We start from the raw sequence: 15,523 nt of genomic DNA, 5'->3' as shown, positions 1-15,523 counted from the left end.
CCGGCCGCGCCGAGGGCGGCCGCGAGGGAGAGAGCGGCGATTCTCAAGTCGACTCCTTCTGGGGTGTACGGAGGCGCGGAATGTAGCGTTGGGAGCAGGGGACCGCAGCCGGGATGCGTACCGGTAGCGGGTAGACGTGCCCCACTGTGGATGTCCCCTCTCCCTCTGGGAGAGGGCTTGGGTGAGGGTCTTTCCCTGCACGCGGCCAGAGTCCGGAGCCGGGACTGCACGGGGACGTGGAGATCGCTCGCCGGTTCCTCACGATGCTCGAGGAGTCGCCGGAGGTGGACTCGGACCTGGCCTCGATGGAGGAGGCGGCCATGGCGTCGGAAGACGACGGCTGCCGCATCCTGCTGGACTGAGCGCGAGTCGACTCGGCGCGTCGTGCCACAATGCCATCATTTTCTGATCCGCTCGAAGGACACGTGGCCCCGCTATCCTGTGTTCAACAGAAACGTTGCCTTTCCCAATTCATTAGGTTGTCGTGAAACTCAGTGATTACCACTAGTCTGATGTTCTCAATTCGTCAGAAAGCAGGAGCCCGGAGACTCAGCTCAGCCACTCACGCCTACAGTGTGGTTTTTGTAGCAACGTTGCAAAATTACAGCGTGGTCGGGTACTAAGGGATGCGTCCCGTCTGAGCCCACACCCTGTCGCGAGGTGCCGATGCTGATGGCCATCAACTCGGGTTCCGCTGCTGCCTTGTCAGAAGAGGTGCCACTGCTTCAGGGTCCCAGCCTGTCGGCGCTGCGGATGCCCCCGTCCTGTCCGTTGGAGCCGAGCCTGCATGCGAAGGCCATCGACCGGGCCACGCGGGCGCGGGTGCTCGAGGTGAAGCTGCTGCCCAAGGAGCCGTCGCGGGTGAAGCGCTTCGATGCGAGCCAGTTCGGGCTGCTCACGGCGTACACCTACCCGAAGGGGACGCGGGAGCGGTTGGAGCTGTGCAATGACTGGCACGTGTGGCTGTTCCTCTTCGATGACGAGGCCGACGAGCAGAAGGAGGTGGGCCAGCGTCCGGAGTACCTCCAGGCGTATGTGGAGGCGTGCCTGAAGGTGCTGAGAGGGGGGCCCCTGCGCTCCCGTGCGACGCCGCTCGAGCGCTTTACCCATGAGCTGCACACGCGCATGTGTCGGCTGGCGAGCGACATGTGGTTGGAGCGCTTCGCCCGTGATGCGGAGGACTACCTCTACCGGGGCACGCTCCCGGCCGCGCGAAACTGGGCCGCGGGCAATGTCCCCGAGCTCGAGCCCTACATTGAGCAGCGCGCCATGGACTCGGCCATGTACACGGCCCAGGACCTGGTGGAGTTCGCGCAGGAGGGCCAGGAGTTGCCCGAGGCGCTCTTCCAGCTGCCGCTCGTGCAGCGGATGCGGCACCTGTGCACGCGGGTGGTGGGGCTGACCAATGATCTCTTCTCTTTCGAGAAGGAGGTCCTCTGGCACAACAACCCGAACAACTTCGTGTACGTGCTCCAGGTCAACCGGCAGCTGGGCCTGGAGGAGGCCATCGACGAGGCCATCTCGCTCATCAACGCGGACACGGACGCGTTCATCGCGTGCGAGGAGGAGCTGCTGGCGTCGGGGCCGGTGGATCCGCGGGTGCTCTCGTACGTGGAGGGGATGAAGGCGTGGATCCACGGCAACGTGCGCTGGTCACTGGTGACCGGGCGCTACTGCTCGCCGACCTCGCCCTTCCCCGAGCTGCGCCGCTAGCGCTCAGGCCGTGGGCAGGTGATCCCTGACGACGCCGAGCCAGTACTCGCGTCCATAGTACTGGCTCATCTTCCCGAGCAGCTTGCCGTCGCGGAACAGCAGGAAGGTGGGGATGCCGTACAGCCCGAAGCGTCGGGCCAGCTCCTCGTGCTCGTACGCGTTCACCTTCACCACGCGCATCCGCGCCCCTTCCAGCTCGGACAGGAGCGCGGGCTCGGCCGCCGCGTAGATGTCGCAGTTGGGGCAGCCGGGCCCCCAGAAGTCCACCACCACCAGCTCGTCCTTGGGTTGCAGCACCAGCGCGTCGAAGGTCTCCGTCGTCGCGTCGTAGCTCACGGGATGTGCCATGCCCCTGCCTAACCGCGCGGTGTGCCCGCTTCAACCGGAGAAGCGGGCTCCCGTGGTGGCTCAGCGGCGCTCGCCAGCGGGCGGACGGGCCTGCTTCTGCTGCGGCTGCGGCTGCGGCTGCGGCTGACCGGCCTGGGCCTGCGGCTGAGGCTGGATTTGCCCGAGGAGCTGGTACGCCTGTCTCCGGTGCTCTTGGAGCCGAGGCAGCAGTCCATCCAGCACGGGCGCGAGCTCGGGGTACAGCTGCCGCCCGATTGTCACGATCTGGATGGTTTCGTCGTGGGAGGCCACCTGTGAGGCCAGGTACTGCTGGTCGTAGATTTGACCCTGCAGCACGGACAGCTTCGCCTTGGTGGCATCGGTGGCGCTCAGGAGCCGGCGCTGGACGTCGTTGGTGGGCTCCATCATGGGATCAAGCCGGAGGTTGCGCTGCTTCGCGAGGTCCGCGATCTGCTGCTGGGCCTTCCGGTGGTCCTGCACCATGTGCTCGCCGTACTGCTGCACGGAGGGCGAGGAGGCCTTCTCATGGGCGAGCTCCCCGAGGGTGATCTCCGTCTCGTTGATGCGCTGGAGCTGCGAGAGGAAGGCGGGCACACCGTCGGCGACCATCGCCCGGCCCAGCTGGGTGGCTTGGAGCGCCATCGGGTCGCGTTTCTGCTGGTGGTGTGGCTGCTGTTGTTGCTCTGGAATCTGTTGGGAGGCGCCTGGCCGTCCCTGCGCCATCGCCGAGCCGCCCACCACCAGCGTTCCGAGCAGTGCCCATCGTCCCCACGAGCGCTTCATGTGCTCCACTCCTTGTCGGTCTTTTCCGGGAGAAGCTGGGCTCGGGAGGGGGCGGGAGGACAGGGGGGAAGAGCGGGGCAACGAGCGAGGCCCCCCCGGTCGGGCAGGGGGGCCCTGGCGTCCGAGGGTTAGCGAGCCGTGACGTCGAGGGTGAGGGTGATGGTGGCCTCGAAGTCGCTGCTGGTGCTCCGGGTGGTGGTTCCACGCAGCCCGAGGCGGAAGTCTCCCTTCGCCAGGTTGTTCTCCAGGGTTTCCAGGGAGTTACCGGTCGTGTCCATGTCCACCTGGGCGCTTCCGCGGGGCTCCTCGACGGAGGCGATGTCGACCTGGGTCCCCGTCTCGCTGGAGCGCAGGTAGGCCGTCGTCTCGCCGGTGAGCACGTCCTGGAGCGTGCCCACGTTCTTCGACTGCGTCACGTCGAGCTGCATGCGCGCGCCGGTCACCTCGAAGCGGGTGGCTGCCTCGCCCAGGGTCTCCCGGGCCTGGTTCAGGAAGGCTGTCCACTGGACATCACCTGGCTCCACGCGCAGGTCATTGGCGATGGTGCTGCCCGTCACGTTGCTGGGCTTGAGGCGCACGGAGTAGGTGACGGTGCCTTCGTGGCCGGCGCCGCCGCAGGCGATCAGGGAGAGGGCGAGGGGGATCAGGAGGAAGAGACGTCGCATGGGGACTCCGCGAGGGGATGTGGAGGGTGTTCCCGTGGGTTGACTCAACACGGGATCAGCAGCTCCCGTGGGTGCGGAAAGGCTGCCCACAGGGGCGCTGGCTGTGCACAATATCCGACGAGGCGCACTGCGCAGCAGGCCCCGGGCGCCATAAGTTGGGGCCCTTCGACGCGGAGGGGATATGTACGAGTGGCTGGAGGGACTTCAGAAGTCGGCGAAGCGGACGGCAGCCGGAGTGGGAGCGGAGGATGTCCGGCGGGCGGAGACCGAGTGCGGGGTGCCCTTCCCCGTGGAGCTCGGCCTGTTGTACCAGAGGTTCGACGGCGGTGAGTTCCAGGGAGATGTGACCCTCTTCCCGCTGCATGGCCCCGAGGGCGCGCCCAGCGTGCTGGAGAAGACGCGCCTGAAGCTGGAGAGCCTGCCGGCCGCGGGCGTCTGGCGCATCGGGGTGAAGGGTCCCCACCGGCAGCTCTTCGCGGCGCGCAAGTCCGCCATGGTGGAGCAGGCGGATAGCCCTCTGCCGAGCTGGGCGGAGACGCTCTCGGACGATGATTGGATCTACGGCACCTGGGAGACGGAGAAGCGCGAGCTGCGGCTGTATCGCTCGCTGCGCGACATGCTCGAGGTGCTCGTGCCTCCTGCTGAGGTGGAGGAGTTTGGTGACAGGACCTTCGCCCGGGCCCTTTCCGCGGTGCAGGGCGCCCTGAGCGAGCTCCACGTGGAGTACGAGGAGGGCGGGCAGCCAGAGGACGAGGAGGAGGACGAGGACGAGGAGGAGGTCACGGCCGAGGCGGAGGAGGACGAGGAGACCGAGGCGGTGCAGGTCACGGCTCAGGCCGATGAGGAGGAGGAGGAGTCCGAGGCGGAGCAGGCCACAGCCGAGGACGAGGAGGAGGAGGAGACCGAGGCCACAGCCGAGGACGAGGAGGAAGAGGAGGAGACCGAGGCCACAGCCGAGGACGAGGAGGAGGAGGAGGAGACCGAGGCCACAGCCGAGGACGAGGAAGAGGAAGAGGAGGAGTCCGCCGAGGACGAGGAGGAAGAGGAGGAGACCGAGGCCACAGCCGAGGACGAGACTGAGGCGGAGCAGGCCACAGCCCAGGCCGACGATGAGGATGAGGAGGAGGCCGAAGAGGAAGAGCCCGAGGAGCGGGCCGCGGCCGACGAGGAGTCTGAAGAGGAGGCTGATGAAGGACTGCTGCAGCCTGTGGTGGCCGCCGCGGAGCGCCGTGTGGTGCAGCTCCTGCAGTCCTCCGGGGAGGAGCAGGCCGAGCCCGTGGTGTCTGCACCGGCGGCGGTGAAGAAGGCCGCAGCCCGGGTGAGGACTGCCGCGAAGGGCGCCGCTGCTGTGGTGAAGACGGCCGCGAAGACAGTGCCTGCCCTGGCTACGTCCCCCACTGGCGAGAGGGGCTCGGTGAAACCTCCTGTCGAGGTGAAGCCCGCCGTGAAGGCGCCGGCCAAGAAGGCTCCAGCGAAGAAGGCCCCAACGAAGACGGCGGCAGCGAAGACGGCACCGGCGAAGAAGGCTGCGACGGCGCCGGCCAAGAAGGCCCCGGCGAAGAAGGCGCCAGCGAAGAAGGCCCCGGCGAAGAAGGCAGCCGCCAAGAAGGCTCCAGTGAAGAAGGCTCCGGCGAAGAAGGCGGCGAAGGCTCCGGCGAAGAAGCCGGTGGCGAAGAAGGCCCCGGCGAAGAAGGCAGCCGCCAAGAAGACGGCGGCGAAGGTTCCGGCTCGGAAGGCGGCGGTGAAGAAGGCTCCCGCGCGCAAGGCCGCGAGCACCCGGACCGCCGGCAAGCGAGGCGCGGCGCGCGGTCGGCGCTGAGCCACGTCAGCACCCTGGCGCTTCTTCCCAACGAGGGAGGGGGGGCTCAGTGCTGGATGACGGGCGGCTCGGCGGGGGGCCCTTCGCGGGGTCTCGTGTCCTCGGGCGCGAGGATGACCCGCCTCTCCCCGCCCTCGCCGTTGCGCCACTGCTCGCGCAGCTGCACCAGTCGATCCTGGAGCAGCACCTGCACTGCGCCGGCGATCGGCAGCGCCAGCAGGGCGCCGATGAGCCCTGTGAGGCTCGTGCCCACCAGCATCACCAGGGCGATGAGCAGCGGGTTCATCTTCAGCGTCCGGCGCTGGATGAGTGGCTGCAGCAGGTTGCCCTCCACCTGCTGGTAGACGAGGAACACGCCCAGGGCGATGAGGCCCTCCTTCGTGCCCACCGAGGCGAGCGTCGTCACCGACACCAGGATGGCGCCCAGGAGGGAGCCCACAAAAGGGATGAGCCCCAGTACTGCCATGGCCAGTCCCAACGGCAGGAAGTAGGGCACCCCCAGCAGCAGCATGGACACCGCCGTCACCCCACCGCCGATGAACGAGATGAGGAAGGCTCCCGCCACGTAGCCGCCCACCGTGCGGTGCATCTCGTGACCGAGGTTCCGCCAGTGCTCGCGCCGTGACGGCTCCACCCACTGCAGTGCCTTGTCGAACAGGTCCGCTCCGAACAGCAGGAAGAAGACCGTCAGCACGGCAATGGTCATCCCGGCCGCCAGCTCCCGGAGGATGTTCGTCACCACCCCGAGCACCGGCCCTGGCGCCATGGATATCCGGTTGCGCAGCTCCGCGGACACCCGGTCGATGAGGTCATAGCGCTCGTCCAGCTTCTGCACCCAGGGGTGGTGCTGGAGCCGTTCGATGTAGTCCGGTGCCGCCCTCACCAGCCCACGGCCCTGCTCGATGAGCATCGGCACCAGCGTCATCAACAGGGCCCCCAGCAGGCCCAGCCCCAGCAGTGAGACCGCCAGCACGCCCAGGCCCCGGCGCAATCCTCGCGCCTCCAGCCAGCGCACCAGCGGGTTCGCCGCCAGCGCCAGGAACAGGGCCACCATCACCCAGGTCAGCACTGTCCAGGCCTTGGCGAACAGCCACAGCAGGGCCACCAGCGCCAGCACGTTCAACGCCACCGTCCACACCGTGCGGGGCGTCACCTGGGAGCGGGGTCGTGTGTGGGTCGCCAAGCGCGCGGCCCTCCCGCCTAGCCTTCCGGCATGTCGTTGGGCGGCACGGGCCGCAACGGCTCCCTCGGACGAGCGGTGATTTCCTCCTCCTGCTCCTCCTCGTCACCCCGCCGGAACTCGTGAATCTGATCCGGGAGGATGTCCCGGTAGTCCGGGTCGTCCTCGAGGGGCGGGGTCGCGGTCAGCTCCGCGTCGGTGAAGTTGATCTGCTCTTGGCCGGTGACGGGGTCCCGGTTGCGCAGGGATTCGGACTCGCCCACGTCCTCGGACCCGAGATTCTTGAAGCGCATGGTGTTTCCTCCGAGCACGCCGGGTTGGCTGCTCCGAGCCAACGGTGCGAACCCGATGGATTCCACGCAACAGAGCGCGGCTGCCTGCCTGTCAGGTGGCTCAGCGCGACGAGGGGAGCGTCCGGCCGGAGGGGTAGCGGGGCTCCGCCTGGGCCAGCACCATCCCCAAGGCCAGCACCCGGGAGAACGTCTCGCGCAGGGCGTAGCGGCGGGTGCGGGGCCGCCCCTCGTCCGCGGCCACCCCCCAGGCGTCGATGCCCACCGAGTTGGCGATGTAGAGGGCGCGCGTCAGGTGGAAACGTTGGGTGACGAGCACTGCCTCTCGCACGCCGAAGACGGTGTGGGCCCGCACAGAGCTGTCGTAGGTGGACAGGCCCGCGTCGTCCTCCTGCACCGCGGAGGCTGGGACGCCCCGGTCCAGCACGTAGCGCACCATGGCTCGCGTCTCGTCATGGAAGCGGTCCGAGTTGTCCCCGCTGAGCAGCAGGGTGTCCACCTTGCCCGAGTGGTAGAGGTCGATGGCCGCATCCAGCCGTTGGGCCAGCACCGCCGAGGGGACACCCCCGGGAGCCAGCCCTGCCCCGTATACGAGCGCCACCGGCTTCTGGGGGGCCTCGGCCCGGGGGATGATGCGATCCACGTAGCGCCCCTCGACATAGAGGGAAATGACCCACAGGCACAGGACCGCCGCCAGCCCCAGGGCCAGCAGCCGCAGGATCCACCGACGCACCTGACGTGCTCTGTTGCCGCCTCTCCCCATGGTCCCCGGCCCAACCGCCGGGAAGCCTATTCTCGTCCCTTCATTCCCCGTGGGAAGTCGCTCTCTTGCCTGGTGCTCACACGGGGACACCGGCGGATGGTACCTCGGCCTTCAGCGAGTGCCGCTCCACGGCCTCCAGGACTTGCTTGGGATCGGCCGGTTTGCCCAGGAAGGAGGCCACCCCGTAGCTGGCCGCGTACAGGGCCCGATCCCTCGGGCTCATCCCCGCCATGGCCGCCGAGAGGATGATGACGGGGATGGAGTGCAGCGTGGCATCCCCCTTCCGGGCCGTGAGCAGCCGGTGGCCATCCATGACGGGCAGGGACATGTCGAGCACCACCACCGCCGGCCGGGGCACTTGCCCCATGCGTTCGAGGGCCTCCTTGCCGTGGCTCGCCGCGAGGACCGGGTAGCCATTGGACTCCAGGAAGTTCTGGAGGGACTCCCGGATGTCCGGGTCGTCCTCCACGATGAGTACCGGGCCACGGAGGGACGCCATGTGTCAGAGCTCCGCCGAGCAGTGGGAACCTGCCCTCCAAGGCTAAGCCTCCGGGTCCAGTCCGGCACCCCCGGAGGAGGGGGGACGTCGTGCCTGAATGCCCGGCATCAGTCTCGGGGCTCACTTGTTGGAAGGCCACGGTTGACCGGCCGGCACACCGCCCTATATAGGGGGCCGCGTCCGGGCTCCGCCCCTCCTGGAGGGGCTCACGCCCGCGTTTCCACAGGAGTTGGTGGCCCCATGGCGTCCCTTCGCGACATCCGCAAGCGCATCCGCTCGGTGAAGAACACGCGGCAGATCACCAAGGCGATGAAGATGGTGGCCGCCGCGAAGCTCCGCAAGGCGCAGGACGCCATCATCGCCGCGCGTCCCTACGCGCAGATGCTGGACCAGATCATCTCCGACCTGGCGACCCGCTCCGAGGGCGAGGGTCTGGCGCATCCACTGCTCGCCTCGCGCCCGGTGCGCAAGGTGGAGGTGCTGCTGCTCACCTCGGACCGCGGCCTGGCGGGCGGTTTCAACTCCAACGTCATCCGGCGCGCCAGCCGCTTCCTCTACGAGAACAGCGGCTGGGAGATTGAGGTCTCCACCGTTGGCCGCAAGGGCAACGACTTCTTCCGTCAGCGCGGCCAGAAGATGCGCAAGGACTTCGGTTTCCTCTACCAGCGGCTGGACTACCCCCACGCCTCGCAGGTGGCCGAGGAGCTGAGCGCTCGCTTCCTCAAGGGTGAGGTGGACGCCGTCTACGTCATCTACAACGAGTTCATCTCCGCCATCAGCCAGAAGGTGACCGTGGCGCAGCTGCTGCCGCTGCAGACGCTGTCGGTGGGCGCCCCCACGGCCGCCCAGGCTGGACAGGCCGCTCCGGTGGCCGCGCCTACCCAGGCGCTGGTGGACTTCAAGTACGAGCCGGGCCGTCAGGACGTGCTCGATCGGCTGGTGCCCCAGGCAGTGTCCATCAAGCTGTACCGCTCCCTGCTGGAGAGCGTCGCCAGCGAGCATGGCGCCCGTATGAGCGCTATGGAGAACGCGACGAGCAACGCCACGGACATGATCGCCAGCCTGTCGCTCACCTACAACCGCACGCGTCAGGCGGTGATCACCAAGGAGCTGATGGAGATCGTGTCTGGCGCGGAGGCTCTGAAGTAGAAGCTACGCTTCTGGCCGCGGGGCCTTGAAGCTTGACCCCCGGGGGAGGCCACCTGTAGAGGGGGCCCGCCCGTCCCCTGGATCCAAATTTCGACGAGGAACGGAAGAACAGTCCATGAGCGCTCAAGTTCCGACGGTAGGCAAGGTGACCCAGGTTCTCGGTCCTGTGGTCGACGTGGAGTTCCCGCCCGGTGGGCTCCCCGAGGTGTACACCGCGCTGAAGGTGACGAACGTCAACATCAGCTCGGCGGCCGACAACCTCACCATCGAGGTGGCGCAGCACCTGGGTGAGAACACCGTGCGCTGCATCGCCATGGACTCCACCGACGGTCTGGCCCGTGGCCAGCCGGTGAAGAACACGGGCGCGCCCATCCAGGCGCCGGTGGGCAAGGCCACCCTGGGCCGCATCCTCAACGTCACCGGCGACCCGGTGGACGAGAAGGGTCCCGTGGCTGCCAAGGAGAGCTGGCCCATCCACCGCCAGCCGCCCCAGTTCACGGACCAGGACGTGCGCGTCCAGATGTTCGAGACGGGCATCAAGGTCATCGACCTGCTGGCCCCCTACACCCGTGGTGGGAAGATCGGCCTGTTCGGCGGCGCCGGCGTGGGCAAGACGGTGCTCCTGCAGGAGCTCATCCGCAACGTGGCCGTGGAGCGCGGTGGCTTCTCCGTGTTCGCCGGCGTGGGCGAGCGCACCCGCGAGGGCAACGACCTGTACCACGAGATGCAGGACTCCAAGGTTATCAAGATCGACAACCTGGAGGAGAGCCAGGTGGTGCTGGTGTACGGCCAGATGAACGAGCCGCCCGGCGCCCGTGCTCGCGTGGCCCTCACGGCGCTGACCATCGCCGAGTACTTCCGCGACGTCGAGGGGCGTGACGTGCTCCTCTTCATCGACAACATCTTCCGGTTCACCCAGGCCGGTTCCGAGGTGTCCGCCCTCCTGGGCCGCATCCCGAGCGCCGTGGGTTACCAGCCCACGCTGGCCACGGAGATGGGCGGTCTGCAGGAGCGCATCACCTCCACCACCAAGGGCTCGGTCACCTCGGTGCAGGCCATCTACGTGCCCGCCGACGACCTGACGGACCCGGCCCCCGCTACCGCGTTCGCCCACCTGGACGCGACGACGGTGCTCAACCGCGCCATCTCCGAGCTGGGCATCTACCCGGCCGTGGATCCGCTCGACTCCACCAGCCGCATCCTGACGCCGGAAATCCTCGGCCAGGAGCACTACACGGTGGCTCGCCGCGTCCAGGGCATCCTCCAGCGCTACAAGGAGCTGCAGGACATCATCGCCATCCTCGGCATGGACGAGCTGTCCGAGGACGACAAGCTGGTGGTGGCGCGCGCCCGGAAGATCCAGCGCTTCCTGTCGCAGCCCTTCTTCGTGGCCACGGTGTTCACCGGCGCCCCGGGCAAGTACGTGAAGCTGCAGGACACCGTGCAGGGCTTCAAGGAGATCTGCGACGGCAAGCACGACGACCTGCCCGAGTCGGCCTTCTACATGGTGGGTGGCATCGACGAGGCGGTGGAGAAGGCTCGCAAGATGGCGGCGGCCTAGTCGGCCGACCGCGCCGGGGGGTCCGCTCAGGTGTTGCGCTCAGCCCTCATCGTGATGCTGTTGCTGGTGTCGCTCCCGGCGTTTGCCGCGGAGCGCTCCAGCCGTACGCGGGTGAGCGCCAACGGGACCTTCAGCGTGCGCCTGGTGGAGAAAGCCCCCGGGCAGTGCACGCTGGAGGTGTCGAAGGAGAGCGGGCCGGTCTGGAAGTTGAAGGAGTGCGTGGGCGGGGTGGACGACCTGTACTTCGTCTCCAATGACGGAGAGCGGGTGTGGGTGCTCTACCCGCTGGCGCCCAAGGGCACGAAGAAGCTGCCCGGCAAGAAGTTCAGGAAGGTGCCCGCGTGGGCCAACACGGTGGTGGCGGTGCAGTATGACCGTCAGGGTGGGCGGGTGCAGGAACGAAGCCTGTTGGACTTCGTGGGCCAGCGCGAGTTGCCAGAGGTGCGGCAGTTGGGCCAGCACCTCAAGTGGTTGGAAGGACTGCTCGGGGTTCCGGGCAAGGGCCCGCGCCTGACGGACGCTGGGCACATCGAGTTCGAAACGGTGGGCAGCAAGTCCCACAAGCTGACCTTCTGAAAAGAGCAGTACCGAGGGAGCACGGAAGCCCATGGCCAAGCTGACGGTCGAGATTGTGACCCCCGAGAAGCGCATCCTGTCGGTGCAGGCGGACGAGGCGATTGTCCCGGGCGGCAAGGGTCTGTTCGGCGTTCGGCCGGGCCACACGCCGTTCCTGTCGCTGATGGAGCCGGGAGTGCTGACGCTGATCGACGGGGGTCGGCGCGAGTACTACTTCGTGGCGGGCGGCTTCGCCGAGGTGAGCAACGACAAGGTGCTGGTGCTCGCGGACGTGGCGGAGGCGGTGACGGGCATTGACGTGGAGGCGGCGCGCCGGAGGATGCAGGAGGCGCAGGAGCGTCTGCGCGGCATGTCGTCGGACGACGTGCGCTTCGACATCGAGCAGGCGACGGTGCGTCGCGAGACGGCGCGCATGTCCGCCGCCACGATGCGCTAAGCTATAGAGACGCTCCCTCTCCCTCTGGGAGAGGGTAGGGGTGAGGGTATCTCGCCCCATGAGCAGTACCGCAGTACGGGCTCCACAGGCCCGGCGGTGCAGGACGCGAGGCTCCCTCTCTCGAGCCCCCCTGGCCGCCAGCCGTAAGCCTCTTCCCAACCCTGCCACCCCCTACGCAACGTCCGCTCGGACGCACGGACAGTGCGTGCCCTCTTGACGTCTCGTCAGAAAAGGTGCATTCCACATGCATCTTAAAAGATGCATTTCAAATGCATCATTAGCGGACCCGAGGAGGTCCGGGGGAGCGGGCACACATGAGCACCAACGTCGCGGAGAAGAAGAGCAGCCTGTACGAGCAGATTGGCGGGGAGCCGGCGATGGCGGCGGCGGTGGAGCTCTTCTATCGGAAGGTGCTGTCGGATGAGCGCATCAGCCACTTCTTCGAGGACGTGGACATGGAGCGCCAGGCGGCGAAGCAGAAGGCGTTCCTCACGATGGTGTGCGGGGGCCCGAGCGCCTACTCGGGCAAGGACATGCGCAAGGGACATGCGCACCTGGTGAGGCAGGGGCTGAACGACACGCACTTCGACGCGGTGGTGGAGCACCTGTCGGCGACGCTGACGGAGCTGGGGGTGGCGAAGCCGCTGGTGGAGCAGGTGCTGGCGATCGCCGGGGGGGCGCGGGCGGACGTGCTGAATCGCTGAGGACAAGGGGGGCACGCGCATGGCGAGGATCAAGCACGAGGGGCAGTGGTACGGGCTGGACGAAGGCGAGTCGGTGCTCGACGGACTGCTGCGGCGGGGGGTGGAAGTGCCGCACTCGTGCCGGGCGGGAGCGTGCCAGTCCTGCTTGATGCGGGCCGAGCGTGGGGGGGTGCCGGCCAAGTCGCAGGTGGGGCTGAAGGAGACGCTGAAGGCGCGAGGGTACTTCCTCGCATGCGCGTGCCAACCCGAAGGAGAGCTCGAGGTGGCCGGGGCGGGAGCGGACCTGCGGGTTTCCGCGCGAATCACCTCGCTGGAGCGACTCAGCGACAGCGTGCTGTGCGTGCGGCTGCGTCCCGAGGGCGGCTTCGAGTACCGGGCCGGCCAGTACGTGTCCGTGCTCCGGACGGACGGACTGGCCCGCAGCTACTCGCTGGCGAGTCTGCCGCACGAGGACACCCTGGCGCTGCACGTCCGTCGCGTCGCCGGAGGCCGGATGAGCGGCTGGCTCTTCGAGGAGGCCCGGCCGGGTGATGTGTTGGAACTCCAAGGACCCGCGGGCGAGTGCTTCTACGTGCCGGGGCGGCCAGAGCAGTCGCTGCTGCTGGCCGGTACAGGCACGGGCCTGGCGCCGCTCTACGGCATCGTCCGAGACGCGCTGGCACAGGGACACACGGGGCCCATCTGGCTCTTCCACGGCGCGGTAGACGCCTCGGGGCTGTACCTGGTGGAGGAACTCCGGGCATTGCAGTCGCGCCACCCCCAGCTCCACTACCGGCCCTGTGTCCTGAAAGGGCCGGAGCGGGTGGGGGTGACGGTGGGAGCGTTGGAAGCGCTCATCAAGGAGACGTGCCCTCGGCCGGCAGGCTGGAGGGGTTACCTGTGCGGCAACCCGGACCTGGTGCTATCCCTGAGGAAGAAGCTCTTCCTGACCGGGCTGTCGCTCAAGGACATCCACGCGGATGCATTCCTCCCGAGCACACCTTCGCCGCAGGTGGGAGCGGGAGTGATGGCCGGTGCATCTAACTCTTCACGCTGACTACGCGCTGCGCGTCCTGCTGTACCTCGCGGCCAACCCGGATCGGGTGGTCTCCACGGGCGAGGTGAGCGACGCCTACGGCATCTCCAAGCACCACCTCGTCCGGGTGGTGCAGGGCCTGGGCCGTCACGGCTTCGTGGAGGTGCGGCCGGGACGGGCGGGAGGCGTCGTCCTGGCGCGGCCGCCCGCGGAGATCTCCGTGGGGCAGGTGGTGCGGCACATGGAGCCGGACTTCCACATCGTGGAGTGCTTCAACGGGGAGCGGAACAACTGCCCCATCACTCCGGCCTGTGGGCTCATCGGCGTGCTCAACGAGGCGACCCGCTCCTTCCTGGCCACGCTCGACCAGTACACGCTGGAGGACATCCTGCGGCGCAGCCCGCGCAAGCTGTCCGCCTACTTCCTCAAGCCCACGGTGGATGTGGGCGAGACGGGCTGAGGCTCGGCCATGACGGGGCACGTGCTGGAGCTCTTCCACCGCATCGCGGACCTGCCCTCGGCCGAAGCGCGCCGCTACGTGGTGGACTACGAGCTCGAGGACCGGGTGCGCTTTCGCAATGTCGCCTTTCCCGAAGCGGAGGCGGCCTGGCGAGAACGAGGTGGACACAGCACGCCGGCGCTTTGGGATGGCGAGCAGCTGCACCAGGGCGCGCAAGCGGTCGTGGCGAGACTGCAGGCGGTTGTCAACCTCGGACGCGATCCGTAATACGCCCGTCATCTTCCGGGCACGTTGCGTGCCATGCACCGCACGTGCGTGCGTACCTTGTGGTGGGAGAGCGCCCTTCACCCAAGCTGTGCGTCGGCATGCGCGGAACTCACGAAGAGATGAAAGTCGGGGCTAGTCACAGAACGCGGCTCGGTTATCTTGCCGCTCCCCATGTCGCTGACTCCCGCCGAGCGCCAGGACAGGTTTCAAGCGGCATTCCTGGGACTCGCCATCGGGGATGCCCTGGGATTTCCCCTGCGCGGCATCCCTCCGGCGAGCCTGTCGCGACTCCCTGGACTGGCAGAAGACTTCGCACCTCGGCCTCGGGGGAAGTTCGCCAAGGGCCAGTTCTCGGATGACACGCAGCTGATGCTGGCGGCGGCCGAGAGCGTCATCCGCGAGGGCAAGGTGGACGGGCGCAGCGCAGCGGCGCACTTCGCGTGGCTGTGGCAGGAGGGCATCATCCTCCAGCCGCCCAAGCAGCTGGCCGAGGCGCTGCAGAAGCTGGCGCAGGGCACCCCGTGGATGAGCGCGGGGGCGCCGCTGGGCGTGAAGTGCCACTCGGTGCTCAGCCGCGCGGTGGTGGTGGGTCTCTTCGAGAGCAAGAGCCGGGTGCGCATCCGCCACGATGCGGGCGTGCTGTCGGTGCTGACGCACAAGGATCCAACATGCGCGGCGGCCGCGGCTGCCTTCGCGCAGGCCGTGGCGCTGGGGCTCACGACGAAGGAGCCCCTCACGCCCGCCGCCTTCTGCGAGGAGCTGGCGCTGTCAGCGGCGGCGCATGACAAGGAGCTGGCCGAGGAGCTGCGGCACCTGCCCCGGCTGTTGACGTGGGACACGGCGCGGGCGCTCGGGCAGCTGCGCAAGGTGAGCGTGCCGCCCAGCCAGCTTCGGGGCGTGGATGGCCTGCCGCCGCACGTGGTGCCGGTGCTGCTCACGAGCCTCTTCGCGACGCTCAAGGTGCCGCACGACTTCCGTCAGGCGGTGGAACTGGCGCTGCGCTGCGGGGGCGAGGCCGACGTGGCCGCGGCCTGCACGGGCGCTCTGCTTGGCGCGCACCTGGGCACGGCGGCCATTCCCGCGCGGCTGCGCAAGCACGTGCTGTACGCGGAGACGCTGCTGGACACGGCGGACCGGCTCTTCCAGGCCCGGCAGGTGCGCGAGACGCTGGCCACCGCGCTCGCCCAGCAGAACCCGCACAAGCGTCGCCGCTGATATCGAGCCCCTGGCTGCTCGCTCCCTCCTGGGGGAGGAGGCGGCCGGGCACCTCGCGCATCCTGGCGTCCCGACTTCCC

The 15,523-nt window shown here is 68.3% G+C and carries 19 protein-coding genes; 12 read left to right on the top strand and 7 right to left on the bottom strand.

The features are described from left to right. The first annotated feature begins 236 nt into the window (after window positions 1–236). Together F0U60_RS49240 and F0U60_RS49235 are read left to right on the top strand one after the other, a co-directional pair. The gene (locus F0U60_RS49240; RefSeq protein ID WP_395811247.1) at window positions 237–362 is read left to right on the top strand and encodes a hypothetical protein; all 126 of its coding nucleotides are present in this window, start codon (window positions 237–239) and stop codon (window positions 360–362) included. A 304-nt stretch (window positions 363–666) separates the two neighbouring features. After that, entirely contained in the window at window positions 667–1,713 is a 1,047-nt protein-coding gene (locus F0U60_RS49235; RefSeq protein WP_395811245.1) for a hypothetical protein, read from the top strand. 3 nt (window positions 1,714–1,716) lie between these two features. On the opposite strand, the gene F0U60_RS49230 is transcribed toward F0U60_RS49235, so the two are convergent. From F0U60_RS49230 to F0U60_RS49220, 3 genes are all read right to left on the bottom strand, one after another. After that, window positions 1,717–2,061: a thioredoxin family protein gene (locus F0U60_RS49230; RefSeq protein WP_395811243.1), complete on the bottom strand. Its 345-nt coding sequence runs from the start codon at window positions 2,059–2,061 to the stop codon at window positions 1,717–1,719. 60 nt (window positions 2,062–2,121) lie between these two features. Continuing rightward, a complete protein-coding gene (locus F0U60_RS49225) occupies window positions 2,122–2,844 on the bottom strand; it encodes a DUF4142 domain-containing protein (protein WP_395811241.1) in 723 nt (240 codons plus the stop codon). Window positions 2,845–2,972: 128 nt separating this feature from the next. Further along, the gene (locus F0U60_RS49220; protein ID WP_395811239.1) at window positions 2,973–3,509 is read right to left on the bottom strand and encodes a hypothetical protein; all 537 of its coding nucleotides are present in this window, start codon (window positions 3,507–3,509) and stop codon (window positions 2,973–2,975) included. A 181-nt stretch (window positions 3,510–3,690) separates the two neighbouring features. Between F0U60_RS49220 and F0U60_RS49215 the strand changes: the two genes are divergently transcribed. Continuing rightward, entirely contained in the window at window positions 3,691–5,328 is a 1,638-nt protein-coding gene (locus tag F0U60_RS49215; protein WP_395811237.1) for an SMI1/KNR4 family protein, read from the top strand. A 46-nt stretch (window positions 5,329–5,374) separates the two neighbouring features. Here the strand turns inward: F0U60_RS49215 and F0U60_RS49210 are convergent, their stop codons facing one another. The 4 genes from F0U60_RS49210 to F0U60_RS49195 form a co-directional block, all read right to left on the bottom strand. Beyond that, window positions 5,375–6,511, bottom strand: coding sequence for an AI-2E family transporter (locus tag F0U60_RS49210; protein WP_395811235.1), 1,137 nt, complete (start codon window positions 6,509–6,511; stop codon window positions 5,375–5,377). A 17-nt stretch (window positions 6,512–6,528) separates the two neighbouring features. Next, complete coding sequence (locus tag F0U60_RS49205) at window positions 6,529–6,801, bottom strand: hypothetical protein (RefSeq protein ID WP_395811233.1); 273 nt, start codon at window positions 6,799–6,801, stop codon at window positions 6,529–6,531. Window positions 6,802–6,901: 100 nt separating this feature from the next. Further along, the gene (locus F0U60_RS49200; RefSeq protein ID WP_395811231.1) at window positions 6,902–7,531 is read right to left on the bottom strand and encodes a vancomycin high temperature exclusion protein; all 630 of its coding nucleotides are present in this window, start codon (window positions 7,529–7,531) and stop codon (window positions 6,902–6,904) included. 106 nt (window positions 7,532–7,637) lie between these two features. Further along, on the bottom strand, window positions 7,638–8,060 hold the full coding sequence (locus F0U60_RS49195) for a response regulator (RefSeq protein ID WP_395811229.1): 423 nt from the start codon (window positions 8,058–8,060) through the stop codon (window positions 7,638–7,640). A 240-nt stretch (window positions 8,061–8,300) separates the two neighbouring features. Here F0U60_RS49195 and atpG point away from each other — a divergent pair, with 240 nt between their 5' ends. The 9 genes from atpG (at window position 8,301) to F0U60_RS49150 (ending at window position 15,443) form a co-directional block, all read left to right on the top strand. Then, window positions 8,301–9,209, top strand: coding sequence for an ATP synthase F1 subunit gamma (atpG, locus tag F0U60_RS49190; protein ID WP_395811227.1), 909 nt, complete (start codon window positions 8,301–8,303; stop codon window positions 9,207–9,209). A gap of 115 nt (window positions 9,210–9,324) precedes the next feature. Continuing rightward, window positions 9,325–10,770, top strand: coding sequence for a F0F1 ATP synthase subunit beta (gene atpD, locus F0U60_RS49185; protein WP_395811225.1), 1,446 nt, complete (start codon window positions 9,325–9,327; stop codon window positions 10,768–10,770). Window positions 10,771–10,800: 30 nt separating this feature from the next. Next, on the top strand, window positions 10,801–11,346 hold the full coding sequence (locus F0U60_RS49180; RefSeq protein WP_395811223.1) for a hypothetical protein: 546 nt from the start codon (window positions 10,801–10,803) through the stop codon (window positions 11,344–11,346). 31 nt (window positions 11,347–11,377) lie between these two features. Then, the gene (locus tag F0U60_RS49175) at window positions 11,378–11,782 is read left to right on the top strand and encodes a F0F1 ATP synthase subunit epsilon (protein WP_203408625.1); all 405 of its coding nucleotides are present in this window, start codon (window positions 11,378–11,380) and stop codon (window positions 11,780–11,782) included. A gap of 314 nt (window positions 11,783–12,096) precedes the next feature. Further along, window positions 12,097–12,486 carry a group 1 truncated hemoglobin gene (locus F0U60_RS49170; RefSeq protein WP_395811220.1) on the top strand — a complete coding sequence of 130 codons (390 nt, stop codon included), beginning with the start codon at window positions 12,097–12,099 and terminating at the stop codon, window positions 12,484–12,486. 19 nt (window positions 12,487–12,505) lie between these two features. Next, window positions 12,506–13,522 (top strand): 2Fe-2S iron-sulfur cluster-binding protein, encoded by a 1,017-nt coding sequence (locus tag F0U60_RS49165; RefSeq protein WP_395811218.1) that lies wholly within the window; start codon window positions 12,506–12,508, stop codon window positions 13,520–13,522. Further along, window positions 13,500–13,961 (top strand): RrF2 family transcriptional regulator, encoded by a 462-nt coding sequence (locus F0U60_RS49160; protein ID WP_395811216.1) that lies wholly within the window; start codon window positions 13,500–13,502, stop codon window positions 13,959–13,961. The genes F0U60_RS49165 and F0U60_RS49160 overlap by 23 nt, the downstream gene beginning before the upstream one ends. A gap of 9 nt (window positions 13,962–13,970) precedes the next feature. After that, the gene (locus tag F0U60_RS49155; RefSeq protein ID WP_395811214.1) at window positions 13,971–14,228 is read left to right on the top strand and encodes a hypothetical protein; all 258 of its coding nucleotides are present in this window, start codon (window positions 13,971–13,973) and stop codon (window positions 14,226–14,228) included. A 171-nt stretch (window positions 14,229–14,399) separates the two neighbouring features. Continuing rightward, window positions 14,400–15,443, top strand: coding sequence for an ADP-ribosylglycohydrolase family protein (locus F0U60_RS49150; RefSeq protein WP_395811212.1), 1,044 nt, complete (start codon window positions 14,400–14,402; stop codon window positions 15,441–15,443). Window positions 15,444–15,523 lie beyond the last annotated feature (80 nt).

This window comes from Archangium minus (assembly GCF_044360475.1).
GTDB classification, from domain to species: Bacteria; Myxococcota; Myxococcia; order Myxococcales; family Myxococcaceae; genus Archangium; species Archangium minus.
Note: the sequence above shows the minus strand (reverse complement) of the source record. Positions and strands in the feature narration are given on the sequence as shown.

Coding starts and splice junctions, on each gene's coding strand:
- F0U60_RS49230 (WP_395811243.1), bottom strand. CDS start 2,061: ATGGCACATCCCGTGAGCTACGACGCGACGACGGAGACCTTCGACGCG.
- F0U60_RS49220 (WP_395811239.1), bottom strand. CDS start 3,509: ATGCGACGTCTCTTCCTCCTGATCCCCCTCGCCCTCTCCCTGATCGCC.
- F0U60_RS49195 (WP_395811229.1), bottom strand. CDS start 8,060: ATGGCGTCCCTCCGTGGCCCGGTACTCATCGTGGAGGACGACCCGGAC.
- F0U60_RS49150 (WP_395811212.1), top strand. CDS start 14,400: ATGTCGCTGACTCCCGCCGAGCGCCAGGACAGGTTTCAAGCGGCATTC.
- atpD (WP_395811225.1), top strand. CDS start 9,325: ATGAGCGCTCAAGTTCCGACGGTAGGCAAGGTGACCCAGGTTCTCGGT.
- F0U60_RS49155 (WP_395811214.1), top strand. CDS start 13,971: ATGACGGGGCACGTGCTGGAGCTCTTCCACCGCATCGCGGACCTGCCC.
- atpG (WP_395811227.1), top strand. CDS start 8,301: ATGGCGTCCCTTCGCGACATCCGCAAGCGCATCCGCTCGGTGAAGAAC.
- F0U60_RS49165 (WP_395811218.1), top strand. CDS start 12,506: ATGGCGAGGATCAAGCACGAGGGGCAGTGGTACGGGCTGGACGAAGGC.
- F0U60_RS49170 (WP_395811220.1), top strand. CDS start 12,097: ATGAGCACCAACGTCGCGGAGAAGAAGAGCAGCCTGTACGAGCAGATT.
- F0U60_RS49205 (WP_395811233.1), bottom strand. CDS start 6,801: ATGCGCTTCAAGAATCTCGGGTCCGAGGACGTGGGCGAGTCCGAATCC.
- F0U60_RS49235 (WP_395811245.1), top strand. CDS start 667: ATGCTGATGGCCATCAACTCGGGTTCCGCTGCTGCCTTGTCAGAAGAG.
- F0U60_RS49215 (WP_395811237.1), top strand. CDS start 3,691: ATGTACGAGTGGCTGGAGGGACTTCAGAAGTCGGCGAAGCGGACGGCA.
- F0U60_RS49175 (WP_203408625.1), top strand. CDS start 11,378: ATGGCCAAGCTGACGGTCGAGATTGTGACCCCCGAGAAGCGCATCCTG.
- F0U60_RS49225 (WP_395811241.1), bottom strand. CDS start 2,844: ATGAAGCGCTCGTGGGGACGATGGGCACTGCTCGGAACGCTGGTGGTG.